General features: G+C 49.7%; 22 protein-coding genes. 5 read left to right on the top strand and 17 right to left on the bottom strand.

Annotation, left to right across the window (positions count from 1 at the left end):
• Positions 1-18: 18 nt before the first annotated feature.
• The 11 genes from fliM to L1285_RS15585 form a co-directional block, all read right to left on the bottom strand.
• Positions 19-1,113, bottom strand: coding sequence for a flagellar motor switch protein FliM (gene fliM / locus L1285_RS15635; protein WP_046003911.1), 1,095 nt, complete (start codon positions 1,111-1,113; stop codon positions 19-21).
• 9 nt (positions 1,114-1,122) lie between these two features.
• Positions 1,123-1,647 (bottom strand): flagellar basal body-associated protein FliL, encoded by a 525-nt coding sequence (fliL, locus tag L1285_RS15630; RefSeq protein WP_235413124.1) that lies wholly within the window; start codon positions 1,645-1,647, stop codon positions 1,123-1,125.
• A 44-nt stretch (positions 1,648-1,691) separates the two neighbouring features.
• Positions 1,692-3,941 (bottom strand): flagellar hook-length control protein FliK, encoded by a 2,250-nt coding sequence (locus L1285_RS15625; RefSeq protein ID WP_235413123.1) that lies wholly within the window; start codon positions 3,939-3,941, stop codon positions 1,692-1,694.
• An 84-nt stretch (positions 3,942-4,025) separates the two neighbouring features.
• Positions 4,026-4,472: a flagellar export protein FliJ gene (fliJ, locus tag L1285_RS15620; protein WP_235413122.1), complete on the bottom strand. Its 447-nt coding sequence runs from the start codon at positions 4,470-4,472 to the stop codon at positions 4,026-4,028.
• Positions 4,472-5,815 (bottom strand): flagellar protein export ATPase FliI, encoded by a 1,344-nt coding sequence (gene fliI, locus L1285_RS15615; RefSeq protein WP_046003914.1) that lies wholly within the window; start codon positions 5,813-5,815, stop codon positions 4,472-4,474. Before fliI ends, fliJ begins: the two co-directional genes overlap by 1 nt.
• Before the next feature lie 102 nt (positions 5,816-5,917).
• The gene (fliH, locus tag L1285_RS15610) at positions 5,918-6,733 is read right to left on the bottom strand and encodes a flagellar assembly protein FliH (protein ID WP_046003915.1); all 816 of its coding nucleotides are present in this window, start codon (positions 6,731-6,733) and stop codon (positions 5,918-5,920) included.
• A gap of 3 nt (positions 6,734-6,736) precedes the next feature.
• Positions 6,737-7,777, bottom strand: coding sequence for a flagellar motor switch protein FliG (gene fliG / locus L1285_RS15605; RefSeq protein ID WP_235413121.1), 1,041 nt, complete (start codon positions 7,775-7,777; stop codon positions 6,737-6,739).
• The gene (gene fliF / locus L1285_RS15600; RefSeq protein WP_235413221.1) at positions 7,770-9,491 is read right to left on the bottom strand and encodes a flagellar basal-body MS-ring/collar protein FliF; all 1,722 of its coding nucleotides are present in this window, start codon (positions 9,489-9,491) and stop codon (positions 7,770-7,772) included. The genes fliG and fliF overlap by 8 nt, the downstream gene beginning before the upstream one ends.
• 20 nt (positions 9,492-9,511) lie before the next feature.
• Complete coding sequence (fliE, locus tag L1285_RS15595; RefSeq protein WP_010385672.1) at positions 9,512-9,853, bottom strand: flagellar hook-basal body complex protein FliE; 342 nt, start codon at positions 9,851-9,853, stop codon at positions 9,512-9,514.
• A 182-nt stretch (positions 9,854-10,035) separates the two neighbouring features.
• A complete protein-coding gene (locus L1285_RS15590; RefSeq protein WP_235413120.1) occupies positions 10,036-11,445 on the bottom strand; it encodes a sigma-54-dependent transcriptional regulator in 1,410 nt (469 codons plus the stop codon).
• A complete protein-coding gene (locus L1285_RS15585) occupies positions 11,442-12,554 on the bottom strand; it encodes a sensor histidine kinase (RefSeq protein WP_235413119.1) in 1,113 nt (370 codons plus the stop codon). Before L1285_RS15585 ends, L1285_RS15590 begins: the two co-directional genes overlap by 4 nt.
• Before the next feature lie 183 nt (positions 12,555-12,737).
• Between L1285_RS15585 and L1285_RS15580 the strand changes: the two genes are divergently transcribed.
• On the top strand, positions 12,738-13,358 hold the full coding sequence (locus L1285_RS15580) for a DNA-3-methyladenine glycosylase I (RefSeq protein ID WP_235413118.1): 621 nt from the start codon (positions 12,738-12,740) through the stop codon (positions 13,356-13,358).
• A 236-nt stretch (positions 13,359-13,594) separates the two neighbouring features.
• Here the strand turns inward: L1285_RS15580 and L1285_RS15575 are convergent, their stop codons facing one another.
• Positions 13,595-15,037, bottom strand: coding sequence for a sigma-54 dependent transcriptional regulator (locus L1285_RS15575; protein WP_235413117.1), 1,443 nt, complete (start codon positions 15,035-15,037; stop codon positions 13,595-13,597).
• Between the two features lie 262 nt (positions 15,038-15,299).
• The gene (locus L1285_RS15570; protein ID WP_046003922.1) at positions 15,300-16,085 is read right to left on the bottom strand and encodes a flagellin N-terminal helical domain-containing protein; all 786 of its coding nucleotides are present in this window, start codon (positions 16,083-16,085) and stop codon (positions 15,300-15,302) included.
• Between the two features lie 226 nt (positions 16,086-16,311).
• On the opposite strand from L1285_RS15570, the gene pseB reads away from it, so the two are divergent.
• From pseB to L1285_RS15555, 3 genes are read left to right on the top strand one after another with little or no spacing between them, the layout of a single operon-like run.
• Positions 16,312-17,313: a UDP-N-acetylglucosamine 4,6-dehydratase (inverting) gene (gene pseB, locus L1285_RS15565; protein ID WP_235413116.1), complete on the top strand. Its 1,002-nt coding sequence runs from the start codon at positions 16,312-16,314 to the stop codon at positions 17,311-17,313.
• Positions 17,314-17,330: 17 nt separating this feature from the next.
• Positions 17,331-18,521, top strand: coding sequence for a UDP-4-amino-4,6-dideoxy-N-acetyl-beta-L-altrosamine transaminase (gene pseC, locus L1285_RS15560; RefSeq protein ID WP_235413115.1), 1,191 nt, complete (start codon positions 17,331-17,333; stop codon positions 18,519-18,521).
• A gap of 5 nt (positions 18,522-18,526) precedes the next feature.
• Positions 18,527-19,663: a Gfo/Idh/MocA family protein gene (locus L1285_RS15555; protein ID WP_235413114.1), complete on the top strand. Its 1,137-nt coding sequence runs from the start codon at positions 18,527-18,529 to the stop codon at positions 19,661-19,663.
• A gap of 8 nt (positions 19,664-19,671) precedes the next feature.
• Here L1285_RS15555 and L1285_RS15550 read toward each other — a convergent pair whose 3' ends face one another.
• Genes L1285_RS15550 through pseI form a run of 4 tightly spaced genes read right to left on the bottom strand, consistent with a single transcriptional unit; the run spans position 19,672 to position 24,065 of the window.
• A complete protein-coding gene (locus L1285_RS15550) occupies positions 19,672-21,189 on the bottom strand; it encodes a class I adenylate-forming enzyme family protein (RefSeq protein ID WP_235413113.1) in 1,518 nt (505 codons plus the stop codon).
• Entirely contained in the window at positions 21,182-22,780 is a 1,599-nt protein-coding gene (locus tag L1285_RS15545; protein WP_235413112.1) for a pseudaminic acid biosynthesis protein PseG, read from the bottom strand. The genes L1285_RS15550 and L1285_RS15545 overlap by 8 nt, the downstream gene beginning before the upstream one ends.
• Positions 22,777-23,028: a phosphopantetheine-binding protein gene (locus tag L1285_RS15540; protein WP_046003928.1), complete on the bottom strand. Its 252-nt coding sequence runs from the start codon at positions 23,026-23,028 to the stop codon at positions 22,777-22,779. The genes L1285_RS15545 and L1285_RS15540 overlap by 4 nt, the downstream gene beginning before the upstream one ends.
• Positions 23,025-24,065, bottom strand: a complete 1,041-nt coding sequence (pseI, locus tag L1285_RS15535; RefSeq protein WP_235413111.1) for a pseudaminic acid synthase — start codon at positions 24,063-24,065, stop codon at positions 23,025-23,027. Before pseI ends, L1285_RS15540 begins: the two co-directional genes overlap by 4 nt.
• Positions 24,066-24,251: 186 nt before the next feature.
• On the opposite strand from pseI, the gene L1285_RS15530 reads away from it, so the two are divergent.
• Positions 24,252-24,977 (top strand): cytidylyltransferase domain-containing protein, encoded by a 726-nt coding sequence (locus tag L1285_RS15530; RefSeq protein ID WP_235413110.1) that lies wholly within the window; start codon positions 24,252-24,254, stop codon positions 24,975-24,977.
• The last annotated feature ends 68 nt before the right edge of the window (positions 24,978-25,045 follow it).

Raw genomic sequence — 25,045 nt, 5'->3', positions numbered from 1 at the left:
CCTTAATTAACTTCTTCATCACCAATCCAAATCCACACCTTCAGACAGGTGCAGATCTTCTTCTAATTCTGCCAATTCGGCATCCGAGTCCAGCTTCTTGCCGCCCTTTGTAAACACGTGAAGCTCAGACTTAACCGATTCAGGACGTTTAATCTTCTCACTGATCTGCAGCGCCACATTATCGCGGGAACGCCCCATTTTAGCTCGAAACGTCGGCAGCTCCTCCACAAACACAGTGATATGCTCAGGCATTTCAACGGGGATAATATCACCCGCTTTCAACTGCATAATTTGCTCCAAAGACAAGTCGACTTCCAGTAACTGTGTAGACAGTTCAACTTCAACATCCATAATTTCGTCGCGCAGGGCCTTACTCCAACGCAGATCCGTATCTTCCGTATCTGATTGAACACCGGCATCGAGCAGTTCACGGATGGGTTCGAGCATCGAGTAAGGTAGGGAAATATGGAAGTCTCCGCCCCCGCCGTCCAGCTCAATGTGGAATGAGCTTATTACCACAACCTCGGTCGGTGACACTATATTGGCCATCGCAGGGTTCACTTCTGAATCCAGGTATTCAAAAGATACATCCATAACCGGCGCCCAGGCTTCTTTGTAATCTTCAAAGATAATCTTGAGCAGCATCTGTACAATACGTCGCTCAGTTGGCGTAAATTCACGTCCTTCAATTTTCGCATGGTAACGGCCATCACCACCGAAGAAGTTATCTACCAGAATAAACACCAAACGGGCTTCCATGGTGATCAAACCGGTGCCCTTAAGCGGGCGAAAACGCACCATGTTCAAGCTGGTCGGTACAAACAAAGTGTGAATATACTCGCCAAACTTGAGCATTTGCACACCATTGATTGACACTTCAGCGGTACGACGCATCATATTGAACAGACTGATCCGCATATGCCGGGCGAATCGTTCGTTAACGATTTCCAGCGTTGGCATGCGACCACGAACGATTCGGTCCTGCGACGAAAAGTCGTATTGTAAGGCGTTACTGGTCCCGCCATCGTCACTATCGGGAACCTCTTCTTCTTCGACTTCATCGACGCCATGCAATAAGGCATCGATTTCGTCTTGTGATAATAAGTCGCTCACTGACTCTTCCTACTGCATTACAAAACCGGTAAATAACACACGCTCAACTACCTTGCTGCCCTCAACGCTTTCCATTGCGGCCTGCACTTTATCCAGCGCGCTCAGACGTAAGGTCTCTTTACCTGCACTGGTACTCAATTCATCAGCGGTTGTGGTGGAAAACACACTTAACAGGGTGCCCTCAATCAGAGGAATATGCTTCTTGGCCACCTCTTCATTGACGTCGCCCCGCACCAGCAGCTGTACTTTAATTTGCACTATGCGGTCGCGACTCGCGCCTGGCACGTTAAACACAAAAGGACGAGGCATAGCGACATACAACGCACTGCCCGTTTGAGCAGCATTTTGCTGCGATGCCTGTACCTGCTGTTCGGTCGTTTCTTCTGCCAGCGATTCGGGCGCCTCATCTGACCCTGCAAATAAAAAGTAGCCCGCAACTGCGGCTAAAACAACAACCACAGCCGCAATAATAATGATTAATTTCTTCTTCGAGCCACCGGCTTCTTCTATTTCTAAATCGCTTTCTTCTGCCATTGTCGCGCTTCTTTAACTCACTGTAACCTTAATCATAGCAGCTGTTACGCATAGTAATCTATTGCAGAATCACTTTGCCGTCTGCTAGTTGTTGATTGTTGGCCGTTATTTTGCGCTTCACTGCCATTATTAGCAAGTGTTCCATGACCTTGGGATGATTCCTGTTGCTGTTGCTCTCCCCCCTGCCCCTGCTGAATATTGCTTTCTCCGAGCTGGATCCCCTGCTCAGCAAGCATCTCTCTGAGCTTGGGCATGGACTGTTCTAACTGCTCTTTGGCTTGCTGGTTTTGCACCACAAAGTTAACCTGAGCCTGCTCCCCCTCAGAGCGTATACGTATCTGCATACTGCCCAATTCAGGTGGATCTAAGCGGATCTCAGCTTCCTTGTTATTGATATTCAGCATCATATTGACGCGCTCTTGTAAGGCTTTCACCGCATCATTTCTTGCAATATTTATGGCCTGACTGACGGCAGGGTCGGTCTGCATGGCTTTTTGGTTCACTGCACTTTGCTGGTTAACCTGCTGGGTTTGACGGACCTGCTCAACTTGTGCCAGTACTTCATTAAACTCATGCTTTAACCCATCATCGACACGCTCGCCACGAATGGCTTTAAAGATATTTTCTATGGGTGCTGGCACGGCGCTGCGCTGCTGCGAATTTTGCTGCTCAGACTGCCCCCCCTCTTTTTTGAGCTGCGCTAACTCTGGGTGTTCACTATCGAGCGACTCGCTTGCAACTGCTTGCTGCTGCACGTCTTTGAGCTGCGATTTTTGTTCTGCGTTACCCACAGCCGACTGACTTACCGCAGCGCTCTGTTTGTTCACCTTATCTGGTGAAACCGGATCTGTTACTTTTGCGGCTTTGCTGTCTTTTTCAGATGTAGCAAGCTGCTCAGTATTATTGTTTTGCACTTGCTGATCAGTTTGAGCTGGCTGTTTGGCCACCGTCGCGGCCATGTCCTGTGCTTTGTTTGCTCCCGCCAATTGGGGCTTCACACCCAACTCTTGCAGCAACTGTTCGGCTTTCGCGCGATGCTCAGGGTCGCTCAGCTCACCACTGTCCAGCTGAGACTGAAGATTCGTTGCCAGTGTCTGCTTTTGCTGCGGCGTCAATGCGTCAACCATCCCTTTCAGATCACTTGTGCTGGTTGCATTGCTGATCTGCTGAGGCTGAGCTGGTTGGGGGGTTTTGCTTGCCTTGTCTGCACTAGCCCCCTGGGCTTCATCGCCCTGTGGCGTTGTGATCACCGGGCCGATTTGCTCGCCAGAGCGCTGAGTAACTTTACCAGTCAAAGGTTGTGCCTCGCCCGCGTATTTATGCGCTGCACTTTGTGCTGACGCTTGCTCACGCGGCACCGCCTCTTTATCTCCTGCTGGGTTAACCGTTACTGGAGGTACCTCTGAGGTCGCAGGCTTACCCGCTGGCAATGCCTGTTCTGCTTGTAATGGCTTAGTCTGCACCGCGTGCTTCTGCTCATCGGTCGACGTTATGTTTACCGCGTGTTTAATATCGCCTGTACTGCCTGACTTTAACGCTTCTGTAAGCCCGGCAGCCTTTGCTTCTCCTTTCACAGGCTGATTATCCGCTTGTGCAGGCAAAGCAGCTTCGCTTGGTTGCGTGATCACCGGTCCCACTCGCTCAACGCGTTTGGTAATCACCTGCTCATCAACGCTCTCAGCCAGCGTCTTACCTTCCATAGGTTTCGCAACTGCATGGCTAGTTGCGCTTGCCAGTGGCGCTTTTGTATCAGCGATTTCAGGGTCTAGAGCCTCATCGCCTTGTCCTGCAGGCGCAGGGACGACCGGCCCGATATTATCGCCAGGCTGCTTACCTTCAGGTGGCGTTACCAGGGCTTCTTTGCCTAAATAGTCTTTCAATGCCTTGGGCACAGGTGCCAGGTTATGTGCAACGTCAGTGCTTTGTGCATTGGATGAGGTGATCTGAGCAAGCAGATCATCGGCATCGCTGTTTGAGCCAGCAGCTGCGCCCGATTGGCCCACTGTCTGACCAGGTAGCTCAGAATCATCGAGTTTTAACGGTTCGTCCGGCGCAGCTTTTTTGTTTGTCGGTACGTCACTGGTATCCAAACCCAGACGGCGGTCCAGGCCTCCCGGCAAAGGAGTATACTCCTGCGTCTCATCGGTATCTGACTGTTGAGCCTCGTCGCTACTGTCTTGCTCTGCCTGAGCCAACATAGCGAGAAAGCCCGAGTCCTCGGACTGTTCCGTTTGATCCTTTCCCTTCGCCGAAACTCCGTTATTGATTGCTACTTCTAGCGAAACATTGACCATACTGTCACCTTCATATGCGGCAAGTTTGCGCCGCTAACCGGATTAAATTGATTTACAGGGTTGATATTGCAAAAAACAGGCCATTTATTGTGCTTGTTTGCGCCGCATGAAAATATTGGTGGCAAACTCGTCCAGCATCTTCTGCTCTGCTTTGGCCAGCTTTTGCTGATGCTCTAGTGCTTTTTTCTCTATCAGCTTGGCAATTGCTTTGGCCTTAACTTGTTGCTCAAGCCATAGCTTGCGGCGCTGGTCGACCACACGCTTAGCCGTTGCAACTGTGCTTGCCTGCTGTGTAATAGCTTGTTCAATTTTGTTAATAAAGGCGTGGTACTGGCCAAACCCCGCGCTCGATAAACCTTGCTGGGCTTTTTGGTGCAGCTGTTGACTATACTCAAGTCGAAAATCATTCAAACCTTTGAGCTTTTGCTGGTTGGCATGAAAGTTCTGCTCAGCCTGAATAAAGTTAATACGCAGCTTTTCTTCTTTTTCGCTTTCCAGTTTGTAAAGCAAATCGAGTTTGTTATTTGCCATTAGCCTTGTCCCAGAAGTTGTGCCAGACCTTGCAGACATTCGTCATAATGCAGCACGTCTTTCATTCCCTGCTGCAAGAAGGCATTAATGTTCGGCATCATGTTGATGGCCTGATCCAGCATAGGGTCACTGCCCTGCTGATAAGCCCCTAAAGTGATCATGTCTTTATTTTGCTGGTACATAGAATAAACCTGTTTAAGCACCCGAGCCTGTTGCATATGGCTCTCAGACACCACCTGCGGCATCACCCGCGAAATCGACTTTTCAATATCAATGGCCGGATAGTGGCCGCTGTCTGCCAGGTCCCGTGACAACACGATGTGCCCATCAAGAATGGCCCGGGCAGAATCGGCAATGGGGTCCTGCATGTCATCCCCCTCACTCAGTACCGTGAAGAAGGCCGTGATTGAACCCTGTCCCTCGCCCCCATTACCTGCGCGCTCTACCAGCGCAGGCAACTTAGCAAATACAGAAGGCGGATACCCTTTGGTGGCCGGTGGTTCTCCCACCGCCAAGGCAATTTCCCGCTGAGCCATGGCGTAGCGGGTCACCGAGTCGAGTAGTAACAGCACGTTCAGCCCCTGATCGCGAAAATATTCCGCAATGGTTACTGCACTTTCACAGCCTTTGAGCCGCATCAACGGCGATGCATCAGCCGGTGCGGCAACCACCACAGAGCGTCGCCGCCCTTCTACACCCAGGATCTCATCTATGAATTCTTTTACTTCCCGGCCCCGTTCACCAACCAGACCGACCACAATCACATCCGCCTCACTGCCGCGCGTCATCATGCCAAGCAACACAGATTTACCCACACCACTACCTGCAAACAGACCCATCCGCTGCCCCTGACCTACAGTAACAATGGAATTAATGGCGCGTACACCCACATCCATCGGCTCTTTGATTGGGCGTCTGGCCAGCGGGTTTATGGCTGCCTGAGCGAATTTGAGGTGGGTTTCTGCTTCAATCGGTCCAAGGCCATCCAGTGGGCGTCCCAGTCCGTCGACTACTCGACCTAACAGGCTCATCCCCACCGGCAAACCAGCCTCTTTGATCTGTGGGATCACGCGGGCACCCGGCAGGACACCAGAAATATGATCATTAGGCATCAGATAGAGGGTGTCCTGATTAAATCCGATGACTTCGGCATCGACAAATCCGCGGATGGTTTCTATTTTACACTGACTGCCGACCGGGGCATTGAGCCCCCTCGCTTCAAGCGTGAGGCCGACTACCCGAGTCAGGCTGCCCGCAACAGCTACGCCATAAGGCTGGATATGTTTTTGAAATTTTTGCAGGCGTTCAGCCAGGGGCGGTTGTGTCGAACTGGATACGGTCATTTGCTATCGGTGAAAAAATTCAGATATCTCACTCATGCAAAAAGCTAACCAACATTTAGTTTAGTGCGATGCTCGGATAGCTACACCGCACTATGGTATGGCTCAGGTGTCTACGCCGCTACCCTGTAAAAAGCTGCCAAGCACCTCACTGATACGGTTTTTGAGGCTTAAGTCGATGGAGGACTCCGGCGTTCTGATCTGGCAGCCACCGCGCTCTAAGGTCGGCTCAGGCACAAGCTGCCAGTGTTGCTCGGCAATGGTTTCTTCGCCATATGCTTCTTTGACCAGCGCCAGGTCATCGGGGTGTAAATTGATCCGCATCTGCGTATCATGCAAAGGTAAAGCGTCAATCCCTTTCTTCAGCGCCTGTAAAATCAGCTCCGGACGCGCCTTCACCTGCTCAAAAATCACTTGCTCTGCCAATAAATTGACGAGTTGCAATAATTGCTTTTCAGCGGCTTCATCTATCTGACGCAGAGGGTTTTGGGTGGCATCCAGTAACGCAGACAATGACTGCAATCGCTCTTCAATGAGCGGCTTTGCTTCTTCTATGCCCTGCTCCTTACCAAGCGTGACACCTTCTTTGTAGCCGGCTTCTTTGCCTTCACTGACGCCTTTGTCAAACCCCTCAATATAGCCCTGTTCATGGCCCTGCTTAAGGCCTTCTTCATAAGCGTCCTGTCTGATCTGCTCGAGCTCCTCAAGTGTCAGTGTTGGAACGGCTTCTTCTTCAGGCTCAGGTTCGGCGTGTTTAACTTTTTGCTGATAAACCTCCTCAAGCGGCGTCCCCATTGCGGTTGAACGCCCGGAATACTTGCTCAGATCCTGTTCTACATCCGGGATCGGCCAGTTTTCTAACAGTTCGTCCAAGGCGTCGGAGCTCACAGGTTTACCACGATATAACTTTTTCTCAGCCATGGCTTACAGGAACTCCTCACCACCACCACCACCGAGCATAACTTCACCCGAGTCGGCAAGACGTCTGGCTGTGGCCAGGATCTCTTTCTGCGCAGCTTCAACTTCACTGATCCTAACTGGCGGCATGGCTTCCAGATCATCGGCCATCATTTCTGCGGCACGTTTAGACATGTTCTTCATGATCTTGTCTTTCAGAGAGTCATCGGCACCTTTGATGGCCTTCATCAATACATCCTGCTGTACTTCACGTAGAATCGCCTGAATACCTCTATCTTCAACATCCATAAGGTTTTCAAAGACAAACATCAGATCCTGAATTTGCTGCGACATTTCTTCATCATGTTCACGGATAGAGTCCATCAGCTGACCTTCGATGTTGGTATCCAGATAGTTCATAATGTCGGCAGCGGCTTTCAGGCCACCCATTTTCGCAGCCTGTGCACCTGCTTGACCGGCAAACTGTTTCTCCATGATTTCGTTCAGCTCTTGCAGTGCCGCGGGTTGTACTTCTTCAAGGTTGGCGATACGCATTGTCAGGTCTAAGCGAACCTTCTCAGGGAACTGAGCAAGTATCTCAGCCGATTGCTCCGGCTCCAGATAGGATAATACGATTGTCTGGATCTGCGGGTGCTCGTTACGGATGATGTTAGCCACCTGTTTGGAGTCCATCCATTTCAATGAGTCCAGGCCTTTAGCACCTGAGCCCATCACAATCTGGTCGATCAGGCTGGCTGCTTTGTCTTCACCCAGTGCCGCAGTCAGTGCCTTCTTAATGAAGTCCTCTGACTGGAAGCCGATGGTACTGAAGCTTTGGATCTGCTCGATAAACAGGTTGTGCACCGCACTGATTTTGGCCTGCGATAAGTCATCGAGTGCCGCCATCGCCATACCCACTTTTTGCACCTGCTTGGGTTCCAGATGCTTCAATATCTGGGCAGCATCTTCTTCCGTCAGGCTCAGTAGCAGGATGGCGGCCTTATCGACCCCATCCAGTTTGTCTACATCAAATGCCGGCGGCAGTTGTTTTTGTTCTTCATCACTCATCTTCAGTTAACCATGCTTTAACTACTTGAGAAGACAGCTCTGGCTCATTGGCAACCAGTGCACGAACCGCTTTAAGCAAGTCTTCGTCACCATGTAAGTCTGGCAATTGTAATGTACCATCGGAAGAGAAGCCAACTGCTGATTCATCAAAGTCATTGTTTAGCATATCTAAAGTACTGTCGCCAAGGTCTACCCCTGAGGTTAGTGCATCTTCATCGTATTCTTCAAGCGTATCTTCTGGGTAAATCAGACGTTTCAGCATAGGTCTGACAACAGCCAGTATCAGCACTATGATAACCAGGGCGCCCATCACCAGACGGATGGTTTTCATAAACCATTCCTGCTCCCATAGCGGCAGGTCGCCTTCTTCCAGGATGTTTTCGCGAACAAATGGCACAGTCACTACTTCCAGCGCATCACCACGTTGCATGTCGAAGCCGACACCGCCCTGAAGCAAGCGACGAATGTTGTTCAGCTCTTCCTGAGAGCGTGGTGTCATCACCATATTGCCCTCGGCATCCGGTTTGTTCATATAATCCACTGCGACCGAGACACTGATGCGACGGATCACGCCGGTTTGCTGACGCTTATGTGAAATGGTGGTATCCAGCTCATAGTTACGTGTGGCTTCTTTATGGATACGTGACGGCGTAGTGCCCGTGCCATTACCCTGGCCTGCCACTTCCGGAATATTGGAGTTCACCGGCGGCTGGTTTGTTAGCGCGCCAGGGATACCCACAGCCAGACCACCCACATTATTCTCTTCAAAGGTGGTTTCACTGCGCACCGCAGGTAAGTCCGGATTAAAACGTTTCTGGGTTTCTTCTACCGCACTGAAGTCCATCGTCAGGTCAACCTGCGCGGTGTACTTACCGAGCCCAACCACAGGGATCATGATGCTGTCGATTTTTTCCAGGTATTCCTGCTCGCGCTTACGCTCGATTTCATATTCTTTGCGAGAGCGCGCAGCCAGCGAATCCTGAGAACCGGAATTAAGTAAGCGACCATTCTGATCCGTCACCGTGACGCGGGCTGGGGTCAAGCCCTGCACAGCAGACGCGACGATATCAACAATGGAGTCCACTTCTTCACTGTCCAGTGTACGACCGCGTTTTAAGGTAACAACCACTGTGGCTGAGGGCTGTTTTTCGCGGCGTGCAAAGACGTTTTCTTTAGGAATAGCCAGCAATACTTTGGCACGATTAATATCTTGCAGTTCTTCTATGGTGCGGGCCAGTTGTTGCTCACGACTGTGCTTAAGACGCTCACGCTCCAGACGCTGACTTACGCCAAAGCCCATGTCCTGCATCAGAATATCAGTACCACTGCTGGGCGCCTGACTGAACCCGTCTCGGGCCATTCTCAGCTTGATATCCTGATAATCAGATTCGGCGACCATGATGGTGTTACCATCCAGGTCATATTCGATTTTTTGGGCATCCAGAAAGTCCAGCGTCTGAACCAGCTCTTCGGTTGGATATTGGCCCAGCGGGCGCATATCGGGCTGACGGGCCCAGATAATGATAAAAATCGCGATTGCCAGACAGATGGCCAACGCTATCACCAAAGTAATCTGGCGGAGCATATCAACACCGCTCAAAGCACTAAAGTAGCCAGATTTTTGCTCTTGTTGCGTATCTGCATCGCCACCTGCACCGGGAACGGTTTGTCCATCAGCAAGTGCCAGATCGGTTGATTGATTGTTAGCCACGATTACTCTCCACTAAGCTCTGTTTAAACCGGCATGCTCATAATGTCTTTATAAGCTTCAATCAGCTTATTTCTGACCTGCATTGTGGCATCAAACGCCACCGATGATTTGTTTTTGGCAATCATAGCTTCTGCCAGAGACACACTGCGATCACCCATTTCAACCGCAGTGACCTTTTCTTTGGCATCGCGCTGTAATCCGGCAACGGTATTGAGTGCATCACTGAGTAAGTCACCAAACTGGGCGCTTGACGTTGCAGCCGTTGCCTGAACAGGTAGCTTATTTGGGTCCTGAGGTCTGACACGGCCAGCCTCTGAGGCCATAGCCTGCATTTCCTGATAAAGTCCGGTAGATTGAATTTTCATGGTCTGGCTCACTTTGTGAGTTATACATAACTCTAATAAAGCACAAAGCGTGCCAAAATAAACGCACTAAAATTCAATAACTTAAAAGAAATTAGGTGGGTCGAATTTTTGACAGTGACAAGTTTCGACAAAGAAAACAGAGAAATCCGGGCAGTGATTGCCCGGATGATATGGTTTGCAAGTCAGGCCGGCACGGGTAACCCTAAATCGCGCATTCTGGCCAGCTTATATCTAAGTGTTCTTGGACTGATCCCCAGCAATTCGGCGACATCTTTGCGCTTACCGTTGCAACGGCTCAGCGTATCCAGAATGATCTGATGCTCTTTGTCCTGCAACTCTTCTTTATAGTTCAAGCCTTCAGCGTCCTCAGCCATATTGATGTCGGCCTGACTGACGGGTTCGGCTTCAGGGGCAGAGAATACAGCCGTTTGTTCAGTGCTGTGCTGCACGTGTGCGCTAACAGCAGGCGCAAAATTCTCGATAAAAATATCATCAGCAGTAATGTGTGTTCCCTGCTGCAGGATCAGCGCTCTCTGAACCACATTGTCTAGTTCTCTGACATTGCCAGGCCAGGCATGACTGAGCAGCTTGTCTTTGGCACACTGTGATAACGAGGGTGTCAATTTTCCGGCTTTGTCACAATGGCGCTGTAACAGATGCTGTGCCAGTGGTACTACATCACCACTGCGCTCTGCCAGTGGCAGCCAGGTCAAAGGAAACACATTGAGGCGGTAATATAGATCTTCACGGAATACGCCATCCTTCACCGCCTCTTTAAGGTCGCGGTTACTGGTTGCCAGCACCCGTACATCCAGCTCAATGGTTTTACGGCCACCCAGACGCTCTACCTCTCTTTCTTGCAGTACCCGCAGTAGTTTTGCTTGCAGGCCCAGGTCCATCTCAGTGATTTCATCCAATAAAATGGTGCCTTTTTGCGCTTGCTCAAACTTACCAGGACACGCTGCAATCGCGCCCGTAAAAGCGCCCTTCTCATAACCAAACAGCGTGGCTTCGAGCATATTCTCGGGGATCGCCGCACAGTTAATGGCCACAAATGGCTGTTCGGCGCGCTCTGAACGGTCGTGGATATAACGAGCAAGTACCTCTTTGCCTGAACCGCTGGGGCCCAACACCATGACACTGGCATCAGAGCGAGCCACTTTTTTTGCCAGTTCAAGCAACTCAAGACTTTTGCTGTCTGCCACGACAGGGCCATCCGTTTCTTTCTCTTTTTCAGGCATATAACGGCTGACCATATTGAGCAATACTTCGGGCGCAAAGGGTTTAGCCATGTAATCAATTGCCCCGAGTCGCATCGCTTCAACCGCGTCATCTATAGTGGCATAGGCGGTCATCATCAGCACAGGCAGCTCAGGATAATTCAGTTTCACCGTTCTAAGCAGATCCAAACCACTCATGGCACCCATTTGTACATCACTGACCAGCAGTGAAAAGGTCTGCTCTTTTAGCAATATGACTGCCTGCTCAGCACTATCTGCCTCGACGCACTCAAACCCAGACATTTCAAGGGTGTCAATCAGTGCTTCGCGCAACCCGGCATCGTCTTCTACAACCAGAATCTTGTTGCTCATACGGCCTCCTGTAATGATGAATGTTCGCTGGAAATAGGCAGTAACATGCTAAAACATGCGCCTCCGCTTTCATTGTTCTTGACGTCTACCCGACCTTTGTGAGAATGGGCGACGGAATTTACAACGGCTAAGCCCAGGCCCGTGCCCTGTGATTTAGTCGTGTAAAAGGGTTCAAATAATTTGCTTGCCTGGCTCAGGTCAACCCCCGGGCCGTTGTCAGACACGCTGATACGAACAGTATCTGTGCCAGCCTCACGTTTGGCACAGATCTCTATTCTGGCACCTCCGCCAATATGCTGCACACTGTTGTGGATCAGGTTCTGGATGGCACTGGCCAGCGCCGTTTTATTGCCCAGAATTTCAATATCCGGCTCGGGCAAAACCACGGATAACTCTGCCTTGTGCAGTGAAACCATAGCATCTGCTCCGGCTTTGACCTCGCTCAGAAGCTGTTGCATTGAAACGCGCTCAATCACCTGTTGCTCGCCACTTTTAGCAAACAACAGCATATCATTGACCTGGTTTTCAAGGTCTTTAAGGCGCGACATCAGCTTAGTGTGAAATTTGTCTCGTGACTGTGCGGGAAGCTTGCTGCTGCCCAAATTTGCACCATATAACATGGCCGCAGACAAAGGCGTACGCACCTGATGCGCCAATGAGGCGACCATTTTACCCAGCGCGCTGAGGCGCTGCATATGGGCAACACGCGCTTGCAGGCGTCTTGTTTCCGTTAAGTCGGTCATCAGGATCAGCTGTCCGGGCTCCGGGGTCAGAGCGGTAATATCGAGTTTGATCAGGCGTCCGTCTTTGAGAGACACTTCATGGCCATCATCTTGCTGTGGACAGAAAGAACGCTGGATAATGCTGAACCACTTCTCTCCTTCCAGAGGCTCGCCCAGCATGTCAATGGCTATCTGATTGGCCTTGGCTATCATGCCCTGACCATCCAGTACCACCACACCGGCTGGCATGGTATCGACCAGGTGGCTCAACCAGCTGGCCTGCTGGCGCAGATCGCTCAGCTCGCCCATGTACGCCTCTTGCAACAAGCAAGGGTTATACTGAGTGGTTGGCACAAATTGTGGATTGATCACTTTTGCTAATGCCATGATGTTGCTCTCATAAACTTAGATACTGTGATAAAGCAATTGATGTGCCAACTTTAATTGCCAATAAATTCAGTAAATTATAATATGTTATTACCCTTCAAAAGTTTGACACTGTTTATTTGTACAGCCATTCATTATCCGCTAAACTGAACTCAACCTAACATCACCATTAAGGACAATATCATGACCACACGCTGTCACTGGGTCGATTTAAGTAAGCCTGATTATGTCGCCTATCACGATGAGGAATGGGGAAAACCCGTACTGGAAGACGCTAAGCTGTTCGAGTTTATCACGCTGGAATCGGCACAGGCAGGTCTGAGCTGGTACACCATTTTGAAAAAACGCGACAACTACCGGGCAGCGTTTCATCAATTTGACCTGCATAAAGTCGCGGCGATGACAGAAGACGACGTCATTAAACTGATGGATAACACTGGGATCATTCGTAACAAACTAAAAATCCAGGCAACAATCAATAACGCCAAGCGGTTTATTGAGATACAACAAGAATTTGGTAGTTTTGCTTACTACCAGTGGCAGTTTGTTAACTTTGAGCCAATCGTGAATACTATCCATAGCCCGCAGGATTATCAGGCCACGACAGAGATCAGTACGCAATTCGCAAAAGATCTGAAAAAACGGGGTTTTAAATTCCTGGGACCCACCACAGTCTACGCCCACATGCAGGCCTGTGGCATGGTCAATGACCATCACGACGACTGCTTTTGTAAAGCGCCGATTTTAGAGATGTATCAGCAGTTGGATATTAAAGCGCAGTTGAGTAATACCAATTTCACTTAATACCTGTTCAATTTGAAGGAGCAAATATGACGCTAACTGTGTTAAAAACTTCTTATTTAGAACAACTAAATAGCAAAATTTTTGCCTAGTTATCGAACATATTTTCTCGCCTCAAAATAGAACACTTAACTAAGCAAATTGGTATAATCAAAAATAAGATACACAGAGGCAGCTTTTCTGTAACCATAAAAAACGGCGCTATCAAAGCGCCGTTCTTCTATTTCCTACTATCATGGCTAGTCGCGGTTTAGGTTGTATTTTTTCATTTTTTCAACCAGCGTGGTGCGGCGTACACCCAGAATCTCTGCCGCTCTGGCAACCACATAATCATAACGCTCAAGTGCCTGGGTGATCAGGCTAATTTCCATGTCTGCGAGATACTCTTTCAGCTCTATCCCTTCATCTGGCAGTAGCCCAAGACCTGGCTCGGTGCTAGCCTGTTCAAGTGATTCTTCTTCATCTTCAAAATCACTGAATCCATCACTGAACAGCTCGTTAAAGACATCTTTTTCAAGCAGTTCTTCCGGATATTCAGGTTCGTAAGCCTCGACATCGATATAACGATACTTACCCGGTAAGTCTGTGACATCCACCACTTTTTCCGGGAACATAATGGCCATGCGTTCTACCAGGTTTGCCAGTTCACGAATGTTACCGGGCCAGCCATGTGCCTTGAGGCTGTCAATGGCACGATCGGTGAATTTGACTGAACTGCCGCCCTGCTCTGCAACACGGCGCAGTAACTCTTTGAGCAAAAGCGGAATATCATCTGCACGTTCGCGCAGCGAAGGGTTTTCGATGGGAAATACATTAAGGCGGTAGAACAAATCCTCACGGAACTTGCCCTCCTCGATCATGATTTCCAGGTTACGGTGTGTGGCTGCAATCACCCTGACATCTGCCTGAATGGGCTTAGTGCCGCCAACGCGCTCGTAGCTGCGCTCTTGTAAAACACGTAGCAACTTAACCTGCATCTGCAACGGCATATCGCCTATTTCGTCGAGAAACAGCGTACCGCCTTGCGCCAGCTCAAAGCGTCCTTTACGCGCCGAGATTGCGCCGGTAAATGCGCCTTTCTCGTGACCAAACAACTCGCTTTCGAGCAGCTCACCGGGGATCGCACCACAGTTAACCGGTACAAATGGGCCTGAATTGCGGTTGGATAGCAAGTGTACATTGCGTGCAACCACCTCTTTACCTGTGCCTGATTCGCCAAGGATCAATACATTGGCATCTGTTTTTGCCACCTGAGAGATTAAAAAGCGCACTTCTTTAACGGCTTTGGTATCACCTACCAGGCCATCAAACGACTTAGCATCATTAAGCTGAGTCGACTTGCCCGGCAACATACGCAGATATTGCTGACAATCGTGCAGCAGCTGCATGGTCACTTCCTGACTAAACGGCTCTGTGATAAGACCAATCACATTGGCGAGGGAAAGCAGCGGCCTTAAGGTTTCCCCAATCAGCAAAAATGGCACTGCAGGCAATGACTTTATCAGCACCTCATGATTGTGCTGTGACAGAGCACCCAGGATCACCACTGGCTCTTGTAGATTGCTGAATAGATCGGAGGAAAACTCCGGCTCTGCAATCACCTGTGCCGGCTGCCCGACAAAACTCAATGCCGCAGCCAGTCCGGTTGCTCTGTTGTTATTGTTATCGAGGATCGTAATCATGCCCGCAAGGTCACACTTCTTCGTTTACATCAATAGTATTGATTGTAAGTCAGTGACATGGGGATGCAATACCTAAGTGGCAAGTTTTTGACATCAACGCCAAAAAAACGCCACAGCCCATGCGCTAAATCAATACTTAAGGATTAAAATGGCAGAAAATGAGGCATGCGTACATTTATAAGGAACGAGCGTTCACGCGCTCAAATTGGTATAAAAAAGCCAGTGTAAGTTCACTGGCTTTATTTAGTTCTGAGTGGCGGCTTTACAGTAAGCCCAGCACCGATGAAGCAGACTGGTTTGCCTGGCCTCGCAATGCAATTGATGCCTGAGACAAAATATCATTGGCTGTTTGCTCTGCAACCGCACTGGCGTAGTCAGTATCCTGGATCCGACTTTGGCTTTCTGCGATATTGTCTCTTTGCGTGCCCAGGCCGCGTATTGTGCTGTTGAGGGTGTTTTCAAACGCCCCTAGCTGCGTTCTTTGCGTGTTCAGCGCTTCAGAAACCTGATCGGCGGCATCTATGGCCGTTTGCGCACCCGCCTGTGTTGAAATATCAACACTCAGAATAGGATTAGCAAAGCTGCCGTCCGACGCTGTAAAGCCTTGCGTTGTATTGGCATCTGGCCCAACCTGGAAACTGGTTTGGTTGCCGTCAAACAAAGCCTGGCCACCAAAGGTGGTATTTTCAAAGGTGTCGGTGATCTGCGACTGAAGCTGAGAGACTTCGTCCTGCAAGGCTTGTCTGTCTGAATCGGTCAGTGCACCACTGCCCGCCTGGATCGACAATTCACGGATCCGCGACACAGCATCGTTAACCCCAGACAATGCAGAGTCTGTTGTTTGCGAGTAAGAGATGCCGTCATAAGCATTGCGGATAGACTGATTATATCCTTCCTGCTGAGATGTCAGCCGGTTGATAATTTGCAGTGCAGCCGCATCATCCGCTGCCGAGTTGACCTTTTTACCACTGGCAAGCTGTTGATTGAGCTTGTTATTGGTCTGATCAACTTGATTAAAAAAACTATTACTTTGAGATTTTATCTGCATAACGCCTCCCCATCAGGTGTTATATAGCACTAAGTCTACTCCTTTGTGTTCAAAAAGTCATCTATTGTAAGAAATTGAATATTACGCTTGGTATATTTACTGCAAAAACTCCATAACTGATATAAAGTGTTGAGTAATCACTTTTTTATCTTTAGTTAGGCGGGTTTCTTACAGTCATACCTTTTTCTATACTGTAAAGAATTCAATGCACCTTTAGGTGGACTTTATGTTTGATAACAAAACCATTCTCATCACGGGCGGCACCGGCTCATTCGGCAAAAAGTATGTTAAGACACTGCTTACCCGATATAAGCCAAAGAAAATTATTGTTTTTTCTCGTGATGAGCTAAAACAATTTGAGATGCAGCAAGTATTTAATGACCCTTGCATGCGTTACTTCATCGGTGACGTTCGAGACAAAAGCCGCCTTTATCGTGCCATGCAGGGCGTTGATTATGTGATCCATGCCGCAGCACTCAAACAAGTGCCAGCCGCTGAATATAACCCCATGGAATGCATAAAAACCAATATTAATGGGGCGGAGAACGTGATTGAGGCAGCGCTCGACAACAACGTCGAGAAGGTGATTGCCCTGTCCACGGATAAAGCAGCAAACCCGATCAACCTTTACGGTGCCACCAAGCTGGCCTCAGATAAATTGTTTGTTGCGGCAAATAACATCGCAGGTGGACATAAAACCCTGTTCTCTGTCGTTCGATACGGCAATGTGGTGTGTTCAAGAGGCTCAGTTGTCCCGGTGTTTCAGCGCTTTATCGATGAAGGGTACGACCATATTCCCATTACCCATGCCGATATGACGCGCTTCTGGATCAGTCTCCAGCAGGGTGTGGACTTCGTGTTGAAGAACTTTGAACGTATGTTAGGCGGGGAGATTTTCGTGCCTAAAATCCCCTCTATTCGCATTGTGGATCTTGCCACCGCTATGGCACCGCAACTGCCACATAAAATCATTGGTATTCGCCCGGGAGAAAAGCTTCACGAAGTGATGTGTCCAGGAGACCTTTGCTTTGACACCTTTGAATTTAACGATCACTTTGTCATCGCACCTGGCATTAAATTTAGCAGCCGCAGCAATAACTTCAATACCAACGCCCTTGGTGAGCAAGGCCATGCCGTAGCACCCGGATTTGAGTACAATTCTCTCAGTAACCCGGACTACCTGTCCGTCGAAGCCATTAAAGCCTTTAATACTCAGGCATTGATCTAGCCTAACAGGAGCACAACATGATCCCTTATGGCAAACAGAATATTGCTCAGCAAGACATCGATGCGGTGGTTGCGGTATTACAGTCTGATTTTCTGACCCAGGGTCCGGTTGTTCCCCAGTTCGAACACGCTGTTGCTCAATACTGCCAGGCATCTCATGCGATCGCGATGAATAGCGCCACGTCAGCTTTGCATGTTGCTTGCATGGCCCTGGATGTTACCCAGGATAGCCTGGTCTGGACCGTACCTAACTCTTTCGTTGCCTCTGCGAATTGTGCACTGTATTGTGGCGCGTCTGTCGATTTTGTCGACATCGACGTGACCACAGGTAATCTGTGCCCGCTTGCGCTGGCAGCCAAACTAGAAACAGCAAGGGCAGCCGGGCGCTTACCCGATGTTGTGATCCCAGTGCACTTTGCAGGTCAATCTTGCGATATGGCAGCCATCGCACAACTGGCCGGACAATACGACTTTAAAGTCATTGAAGATGCATCCCATGCTATCGGAGGGCGTTATCAGGATAAGCCTGTTGGCCACTGTGACTATTCAGATATTTGTGTGTTCAGCTTTCACCCGGTTAAAATTATTACTTCGGCTGAAGGCGGTATGGCCGTGACGCAAAATGAGCAGCTTGCACAGCGCATGCGCTCATTGCGCAGTCATGGTATCACAGCGGATCCCACCTTGCTGACTGAGCCAAGCCATGGTCCCTGGTACTATCAGCAACAAGCGCTGGGGTTCAACTATCGCATGACGGACCTGCATGCTGCGCTAGGCCTGAGTCAGTTAGCACAACTTGACCAGTTTGTGGCCACTCGCAACAAGCTTGCGCAACACTATGATGCTTTGTTTGCAAAAGTTGAAGGTGTCACGCCGTTATCCCAATCCGATAACCAATACAGTGCTTACCATTTGTATGTGGTCAGAATCGCTCAAAGCACCGAGCAGTTACATGAGTATCTTGTGACTCAGTTAAGAGCTCAAGGGGTTTTTGCTCATGTGCACTATATCCCTATTTATCTGCAGCCCTATTATCAACAATTAGGGTTCAAGCCCGGCTATTGCCCAGCGAGCGAAGCCTATTATCACAGTGCGATTACCTTGCCACTGTTTCCCTCTTTGACGACAGCACAACAGCAACATGTCGTCGATACCCTTTGCCAGCTGCTCAGCGATTGGCAAAAAAATCACTCTGCACTGAAGGAGTAGCAGCCATGACAACCAAGCCCTTACACCTTGCTTTTATCGGCGGAGGCATGAATTCGGCCGTCGGCTACGTGCACTTTAGTGCTGCACAACTGGATAATCGTTTTAAAGTGGTAGCCGGTGCTTTCAGTCGTGATCAGGATACCAATGCAGCGACCGCACAACAGTGGGATATCGCCCCTGAGCGCACTTACAGTGACTGGCGCACCCTTATCGAACAAGAAAAAGACCAGGTAGACGCGGTGGTGGTTCTCACGCCGACACCGCATCACCTGGATGTACTAACGGCATTACTGAGCAAAAATATTCCGATCATTTGTGAAAAGTCATTAGTCTGTGGAACCGCTGAGACACAAGCCTTGGCCAAAGTGTATGACCCGGCGACACACTTCCTGGCGGTGACTTACAACTACAGTGGTTATGCTATGGTCCGTGAGCTCAAACATCTGATCGCTCAGGGTAAGCTTGGCCAGATCCAAAAAATTCACCTGGAAATGCCACAGGAAGGCTTTAAACGTCCACCGGATATTGCCGGTAAACCCGCTAAACCACAGGCGTGGCGGCTGCAGGATTATCAGGTGCCGACTATCTGCCTGGATTTGGGTGTACATTTACATCACTTGTCGAGTTATTTGCTGGAACTGGAACCAACAGAAACCTGCGCCCAGTTTGCTATTCACTCAGATTACCCTGGGTTAGTCGACGACGTGCAAATGCTGCTTAAGTACCCCGACGGGATAAACGGCAGTATGTGGATGTCAAAAACCGCCATTGGTCATCGTAATGGCTTACAGATCAGAGTCTATGGCACGGCGGGCAGTGCCACCTGGGTACAGCTCAACCCGGATGAGCTGCAATTACAATTCAGTGATGGCAGAAGGGAGATACTGGACCGCGCTGGCCAGTGCCAGTACGCCCACCAGTTTCGTTACAACCGCATGAAGCCAGGGCACCCAACCGGATTTGTGGAAGCGTTTGCCAACTTATACACTGATATTCATCAGGGCCTGACGGCCTATCAGGCAGGTATCGCGCCCAACAATGAATATGTCTTTGGCTTTGCTCAGGCTCAGGCCGGGCTTGCGCTGTTTGAAGCGGCGGTCACTTCTAATGAGCAACACAGGTGGTGTCAGGTTTCCTCCTGACACTCCTTTTAGAGCTCTGAGTAACGCAGTTTTACATCGTTTCGCAGCACTTTACCCATTGGGTTTCTGGGTAGTGCACTGAGGCACTCAAGCGCACGTGGTTGCTGGTAATCCGTCAGCTCAGCTAAACACAGCAACCGCAGTTCGCGGCTGATATCCACATCTCCCTGCTGCTCATAAACCACTTTGATATATTCGCCCAGCTGCCTGTCTGCACAACCAAAAGCAACACAATCAATCACTTTGGGGTGTTTCTTAATAACGGCCTCGATATCCTGCGGAAAGATATTGATGCCCCCGCTGGAGATCACCTCTTTTTTACGTCCGACATAATACAAAAAGCCGTCTTCATCCAGATATCCCAAGTCGCCAGTAAGAAAATATCCTTCAGAATCATAAGCATCTTGCGTCTGCTGTGGCATTTTTAAATAGCCACTGAACCCGGTTGTCGTCTGACTGGCAATCTCACCCACTTCACCAACATCCAAAGTATGCCCTTCTTTATTCAAGATTTTAACCTGAACAAAAGGTAAAGCCGCGCCGACAGCGCCGTTTTTATCGCGTCGTTCGCTGACACAGAAATCACTGACAACGCCCACTTCAGAGGCGCCGTAACATTCATGCAAGCGACACGGTAGCTTTTTTAGCAACGCCTGTTTAGATTCTCCGGCGAGCACAGCAGACGACGACACTACACAGCGCAGCGAGTTCAAGTCCATTTCTTCGTCACAGCTGAGCAAGCTTTCTAATTGAGCTGATACGGCGAATAAAAAACTGACTTGATGCGTTTTGATGGCTTCCAGCCACTTCGGCAAAGTAAATTTGGCCAGGATCACACTGGTTGCCCCCAGCATCAGTGGCATCAGCACCCCGCGCTGAGCCAGCGAGTGATAAAGCGGTGTAGCAACCAGCACGACCTCATCCAACGTTAATCCGTAATAGCGGATTGTGGCGTCAAACGCACGACTGATTTTACATTGCTGGCTCAGTACGATGGGTTTAGGCAGACCGGTCGAACCGGATGTCATAGTGAGTATAAAAGGCGCATTAATATCCACCTGTGGCTCAGGGATATTTATCGCCTGTGCGGGCAACTCCTCTGACATAATATCCTTCCAGCACGGCTCATCAGCCACAGGCTGTGAGAGACTGAGCAGGTTAGCAGGCTCTATGACTGCATCTGCCAATAGCGTTCGCCCGATAGAAGGCCAGGCTATTACCGCTGCAACGGGGGTTTTCTTTAACGCCACCGACAGCGCATCGCCCTTCAGGCTGATAGGTAGCGGTACAATGGCAAGGCCGAGGCGCGCCGCTGCCAGCATCACAATCGGGTATTCCAGGCCGTTCGGCGCAAATAAGGCCACCCGCTGACCCGGTTGTAACCCTAAGCGGCAAAAATGGGCACACAGCTTCAATACTTTGATATTCAGCGCCTGATAACTCACTGTTTGCTGCTCAAACACCAGAGCAACCTTATCTGGCTGAGACTGCACATGCTGCGCAAAAATTTGATAGATATTACTCACAGTCTGTCCTCATTGGGTATTTGGCGACAAAGTTAAAGTCCTGATGACTGGCACCAGGAAAGAGCTGCTGCACCGCTTTATAACCGGGCTCATCTTCTGCCAGCGCCACAAAGCCTGCCCGCTCATTGAGCAGGTTAACAAATCGATTTTGTTTATTGATCACCGCAACCCAGATGGCATCAGGGAAAGCCTCACCCGTGAGTGTCAGCTGCCACTGCAAAATGAGCTGAGCATGGACAAAATTAACCGCGTCACTGGCTGCAAACCAACCACCAAACAGATAGGCCTGTCCATCTATTGTGGTACATTGGTGCCAGACATAGAGTAGCGGTTCATCGTCCTGCAACAGCACAAATGAGTCGCGTGTTTGCCGGAACCACCAGCGATAATGATCCACTTTATTAATTCGATCGGTAATGGTCATACGCCAGGCGTTATCGCTGCGGTTACGGGCACTGAGATAACGGTTGATATGCAGATCTGTCACCGGCAGCAATCGCAAGTTATCCGCCAATGTCCAGCTGATTTGTGGCTGTTCGTTGACGTATCTGAGTGCGGTCAACCCTGCGCCGGTTCCATTTAACAAAGCAGCGACAATACGCTGCGCTCCCAGCCCGTCCACCTTAATAGCCGCTTGTGTACAAAGCTGTTGCACACGTTTGCGCTCATTGTACAAAGTTGCAATTAGCTCGGTCACCTTGTGCGTATCCTGCGCCAGCAAGTCCGGAATATGCAGGTAATGCCCCAGCGCTTCAAGATCGGCTAATGCATTATCCTGGTTGGCTGCCAGGCTAAAGCTCAGCGCTGGCGTGTGTGTCGCGGCCAGCTCATACAAAGATGTGCCCAGCGCGCCGACAAAAAAGCCACAGCGCTGATAGTAGCTCATCAAACTGGTTGCCTGTTCAATCAAAACTAAGCGGCTGTGTTGCGCAGCCAGTCTATATAGCTGCTCGGTATGAGTAGCCTTGGGGCCAATCACCACCTGTATTGGCGCGCTTTCAAGCCCAGCAGGCGGCGTTTCAAGTAAGCATGAAATCCATTGCACAGGCACATGCCAGTCTCCGCCTCCCCCCAGTGAAAATAAAAGCCCGCCCTCTCGCACTTGAGCCTGTGGTTGGCAGTAATTTGGTGCCAGAATACAATAATCGGGGCCCAGTAAAGTTTGGCTGTGTTGCGCAAGTTTTCCATCGTACCGCGCAGCAGTCTGCGCCCCCTGCCATTTGGCATCCACCACCAGGTCGGCCACATGCGCTCGGGCTAAATCATCCATGGCCAACAAGGGTGTGCCAGTTTGCCGAATAAGTTGTTCCCATTGCACGTCAAATCCATAACCATCAACCACCCACTGGCTGACGGTTTCTCCTTGTTGTGCAAGAGTATCCAGGACAAACTGCGCATCACTGGCAGTATCTGGTAGTTGCGGTACTTCGATCAGCACTATGTCAATATCGAGATAAAAGCGCTCAGGCACTGTCTGCGCATCCACCAGCATCACCACCCGCTGGTGTTGTTCGAGCAAAGCCTTAGCCAGCCACTTCATGCGCATAAAGTGGCCCAGACCACAGCGCGTATCAACTCGAATGGCTATCATGCCAGCGCCACTATGGCATCAGCGAAACGCCCCACTTGTGCATTGCGCGTATCCAGCAGCAGCTCGGGTGGGACTGACAAGCCAAAATGCGCTTCGATGTGCATGATCATCGACAACACCTCGAAGGAATCCAGCACACCGGCGGCGATAAAATCGAAAGACTCAAAATCAGCCTCGCTGACCACCACAGCACGTGCTTCAAAAAACTCTTTCAGCAGAGCCAGGACCGCGTCGCGTTGTACACTCATAGCAAGTCCCCCCAGCTTAGTTGCATGCCACGTATCAGCGCCTTGTTGACTGTGCGGCCAATAACATCCGGTAAGGATTTGGGCATAATTTCTCCGCCACCAGGTCGCATTTGTGCGACATGCTCTGGCGTGATCCGCTCTCCCGCTTTGATATCCTTGACGATATACACACAGCGGCGAGCTTTCGACGCCTCGCTTGGGTAATGAACCCGCCCCATTGCCTGCTCAATTTGCCGAACACCATGCACTAACGCAGCCAGGTCATCCGGTGTCATAGAGAAGAAACTGTCTGCGGTGTTATCCTCTTTGCTCATCACAAAGTGCTTTTCAATCATACAGGCACCGACTGCCACTGAAGCCAGCGGTACATCATTTCCTAAGGTATGATCAGACAAGCCCACAGGACAACCAAATGCCTCTCGCATATGCGGGATGGTGCGCAGATTAATGCTGTCGGCGGGAGCTGGATAGGTGCTGGTACACTTCATCAGGCATAACTCTTTAATACCCGCGTCTTCAGCCACCTTCACCGCCTCGGCAATCTCTACCAGAGTGGCGCCGCCCGTTGACATGATAACCGGCTTGTTGGTGGCTGCCACATCACGGATAAGTTGATGGTCAATCAGTTCTGGTGAGGCAATTTTATAGGCCGGCGCATTCAGTTGAGCCAGCAGATCGACCGCGGTTTTATCAAACGGTGAAGAAAAACAGGTAATACCAATTTTTTCTGCCAACTCAAACAGCTCAGCATGAAAATCCCAGGGCATATAGGCCCCTTTGTAGAGGTCATGTAAATATTGCCCCTGCCAGGGGCCAGTTGCCTCAAAATGCGGCAGCTTGCAGTCCATAGTTAAGGTATCTGCAGTGTAGGTTTGCAGTTTTATGGCATTCGCACCGGCTTCTTTTGCCGCATACACTAGCTCTTTGGCTTTACTTAATGATTGACCATGATTAGCAGACATCTCTGCAATGATATAGCAGGGCTGGTCATGGCCAACTTGGTCACCTGCTATAGTAATCTGTTTCTGAAAATTCACTGTGCGCCTTCTTGTTCTACGCTGGCATCTTAATCAAATTTAAGCAAAAAGTGCGCCCTTATTGAAAAAATGAGTAAACATTGCTCAAAGCCAATAGGTTCGCGCGCTTCACCGCTACTTTGTCTCTGTCTTTGAGTGTAATCATTTGCTATATTGATCTCAATTACAATGATAACAATGACTTCAATGAGTAAAGTTCAGATCATTATTCAGGCAAGAATGACCTCAACTCGATTGCCCGGCAAAGTAATGCTGCCTTTGTGTGATAGCACTGTATTACAAGTGATGCTGGAGCGGCTCGGTGATCTATCCAAGAACGTGATTATCGCAACCACAGATGACGGCAGCGAACACCCCATAGTCGCGCTGTGTCAACGCCTTGGTGTCAAGTACTTTAAAGGCAGTACAGAGGATGTGCTGAGCCGCTATTATTTTGCTGCAAGCCATTTTGGGGCACAAGACAACACCGCCGTTGTTCGCCTGACCAGTGATTGCCCACTCATTGACGCTGAGTTGGTAAATCAGGCTATTGAGTATTACCAAAATCATAATGTGGATATGGTCAGCCTGGGACCGCACAGTGGCTTTCCTCGTGGCCTGGATACTTGCGTGTTTGCCTTTCGAATGCTGGCACGCACCCACCAATTTGCACGCAGCGCCCCGGACAGAGAGCATGTCACTTTAGGCATGGCAAAATTCAATACCATGACCAGCTACACCATTAGCGCCGGTGAGGACCATAGCCACTATCGCCTGACACTGGACGAACCCGATGACTACACAGCGATCCAGGCAATTTATCAGCAATTCAATAATAGCTTATGCTTTAGTTACAACGAGTTATTAGAAACATTAAAGAATCACCCCCACCTTGCCGATATAAATAAGCACGTTGAACAAAAAACTGTCTAGCACAGCGTAAGTCAATGGCGTCTGCAAACATAGGCGCAATTTTTGCTAGAGCATTGTCATGCCGGGTG

The organism is Pseudoalteromonas sp. DL2-H2.2 (genome assembly GCF_021532535.1).
GTDB classification, from domain to species: Bacteria; Pseudomonadota; Gammaproteobacteria; order Enterobacterales; family Alteromonadaceae; genus Pseudoalteromonas; species Pseudoalteromonas rubra_A.
The sequence above is the reverse complement of the archived record's forward strand: the minus strand, read 5'-3'. Positions and strand labels throughout refer to the sequence as shown.

Excerpts from the sequence above, each read along its gene's own strand:
- fliG (WP_235413121.1), bottom strand. The coding sequence starts at position 7,777 with ATGAGTGATGAAGAACAAAAACAACTGCCGCCGGCATTTGATGTAGAC.
- fliH (WP_046003915.1), bottom strand. The coding sequence starts at position 6,733 with ATGGCTGAGAAAAAGTTATATCGTGGTAAACCTGTGAGCTCCGACGCC.
- L1285_RS15625 (WP_235413123.1), bottom strand. The coding sequence starts at position 3,941 with ATGGTCAATGTTTCGCTAGAAGTAGCAATCAATAACGGAGTTTCGGCG.
- fliJ (WP_235413122.1), bottom strand. The coding sequence starts at position 4,472 with ATGGCAAATAACAAACTCGATTTGCTTTACAAACTGGAAAGCGAAAAA.
- L1285_RS15575 (WP_235413117.1), bottom strand. The coding sequence starts at position 15,037 with ATGATTACGATCCTCGATAACAATAACAACAGAGCAACCGGACTGGCT.
- pseC (WP_235413115.1), top strand. The coding sequence starts at position 17,331 with ATGATCCCTTATGGCAAACAGAATATTGCTCAGCAAGACATCGATGCG.
- fliE (WP_010385672.1), bottom strand. The coding sequence starts at position 9,853 with ATGAAAATTCAATCTACCGGACTTTATCAGGAAATGCAGGCTATGGCC.
- pseB (WP_235413116.1), top strand. The coding sequence starts at position 16,312 with ATGTTTGATAACAAAACCATTCTCATCACGGGCGGCACCGGCTCATTC.
- L1285_RS15570 (WP_046003922.1), bottom strand. The coding sequence starts at position 16,085 with ATGCAGATAAAATCTCAAAGTAATAGTTTTTTTAATCAAGTTGATCAG.
- fliL (WP_235413124.1), bottom strand. The coding sequence starts at position 1,647 with ATGGCAGAAGAAAGCGATTTAGAAATAGAAGAAGCCGGTGGCTCGAAG.
- L1285_RS15545 (WP_235413112.1), bottom strand. The coding sequence starts at position 22,780 with ATGATAGCCATTCGAGTTGATACGCGCTGTGGTCTGGGCCACTTTATG.
- fliI (WP_046003914.1), bottom strand. The coding sequence starts at position 5,815 with ATGACCGTATCCAGTTCGACACAACCGCCCCTGGCTGAACGCCTGCAA.
- L1285_RS15530 (WP_235413110.1), top strand. The coding sequence starts at position 24,252 with ATGAGTAAAGTTCAGATCATTATTCAGGCAAGAATGACCTCAACTCGA.
- L1285_RS15555 (WP_235413114.1), top strand. The coding sequence starts at position 18,527 with ATGACAACCAAGCCCTTACACCTTGCTTTTATCGGCGGAGGCATGAAT.
- L1285_RS15590 (WP_235413120.1), bottom strand. The coding sequence starts at position 11,445 with ATGAGCAACAAGATTCTGGTTGTAGAAGACGATGCCGGGTTGCGCGAA.
- L1285_RS15585 (WP_235413119.1), bottom strand. The coding sequence starts at position 12,554 with ATGGCATTAGCAAAAGTGATCAATCCACAATTTGTGCCAACCACTCAG.
- L1285_RS15580 (WP_235413118.1), top strand. The coding sequence starts at position 12,738 with ATGACCACACGCTGTCACTGGGTCGATTTAAGTAAGCCTGATTATGTC.
- L1285_RS15540 (WP_046003928.1), bottom strand. The coding sequence starts at position 23,028 with ATGAGTGTACAACGCGACGCGGTCCTGGCTCTGCTGAAAGAGTTTTTT.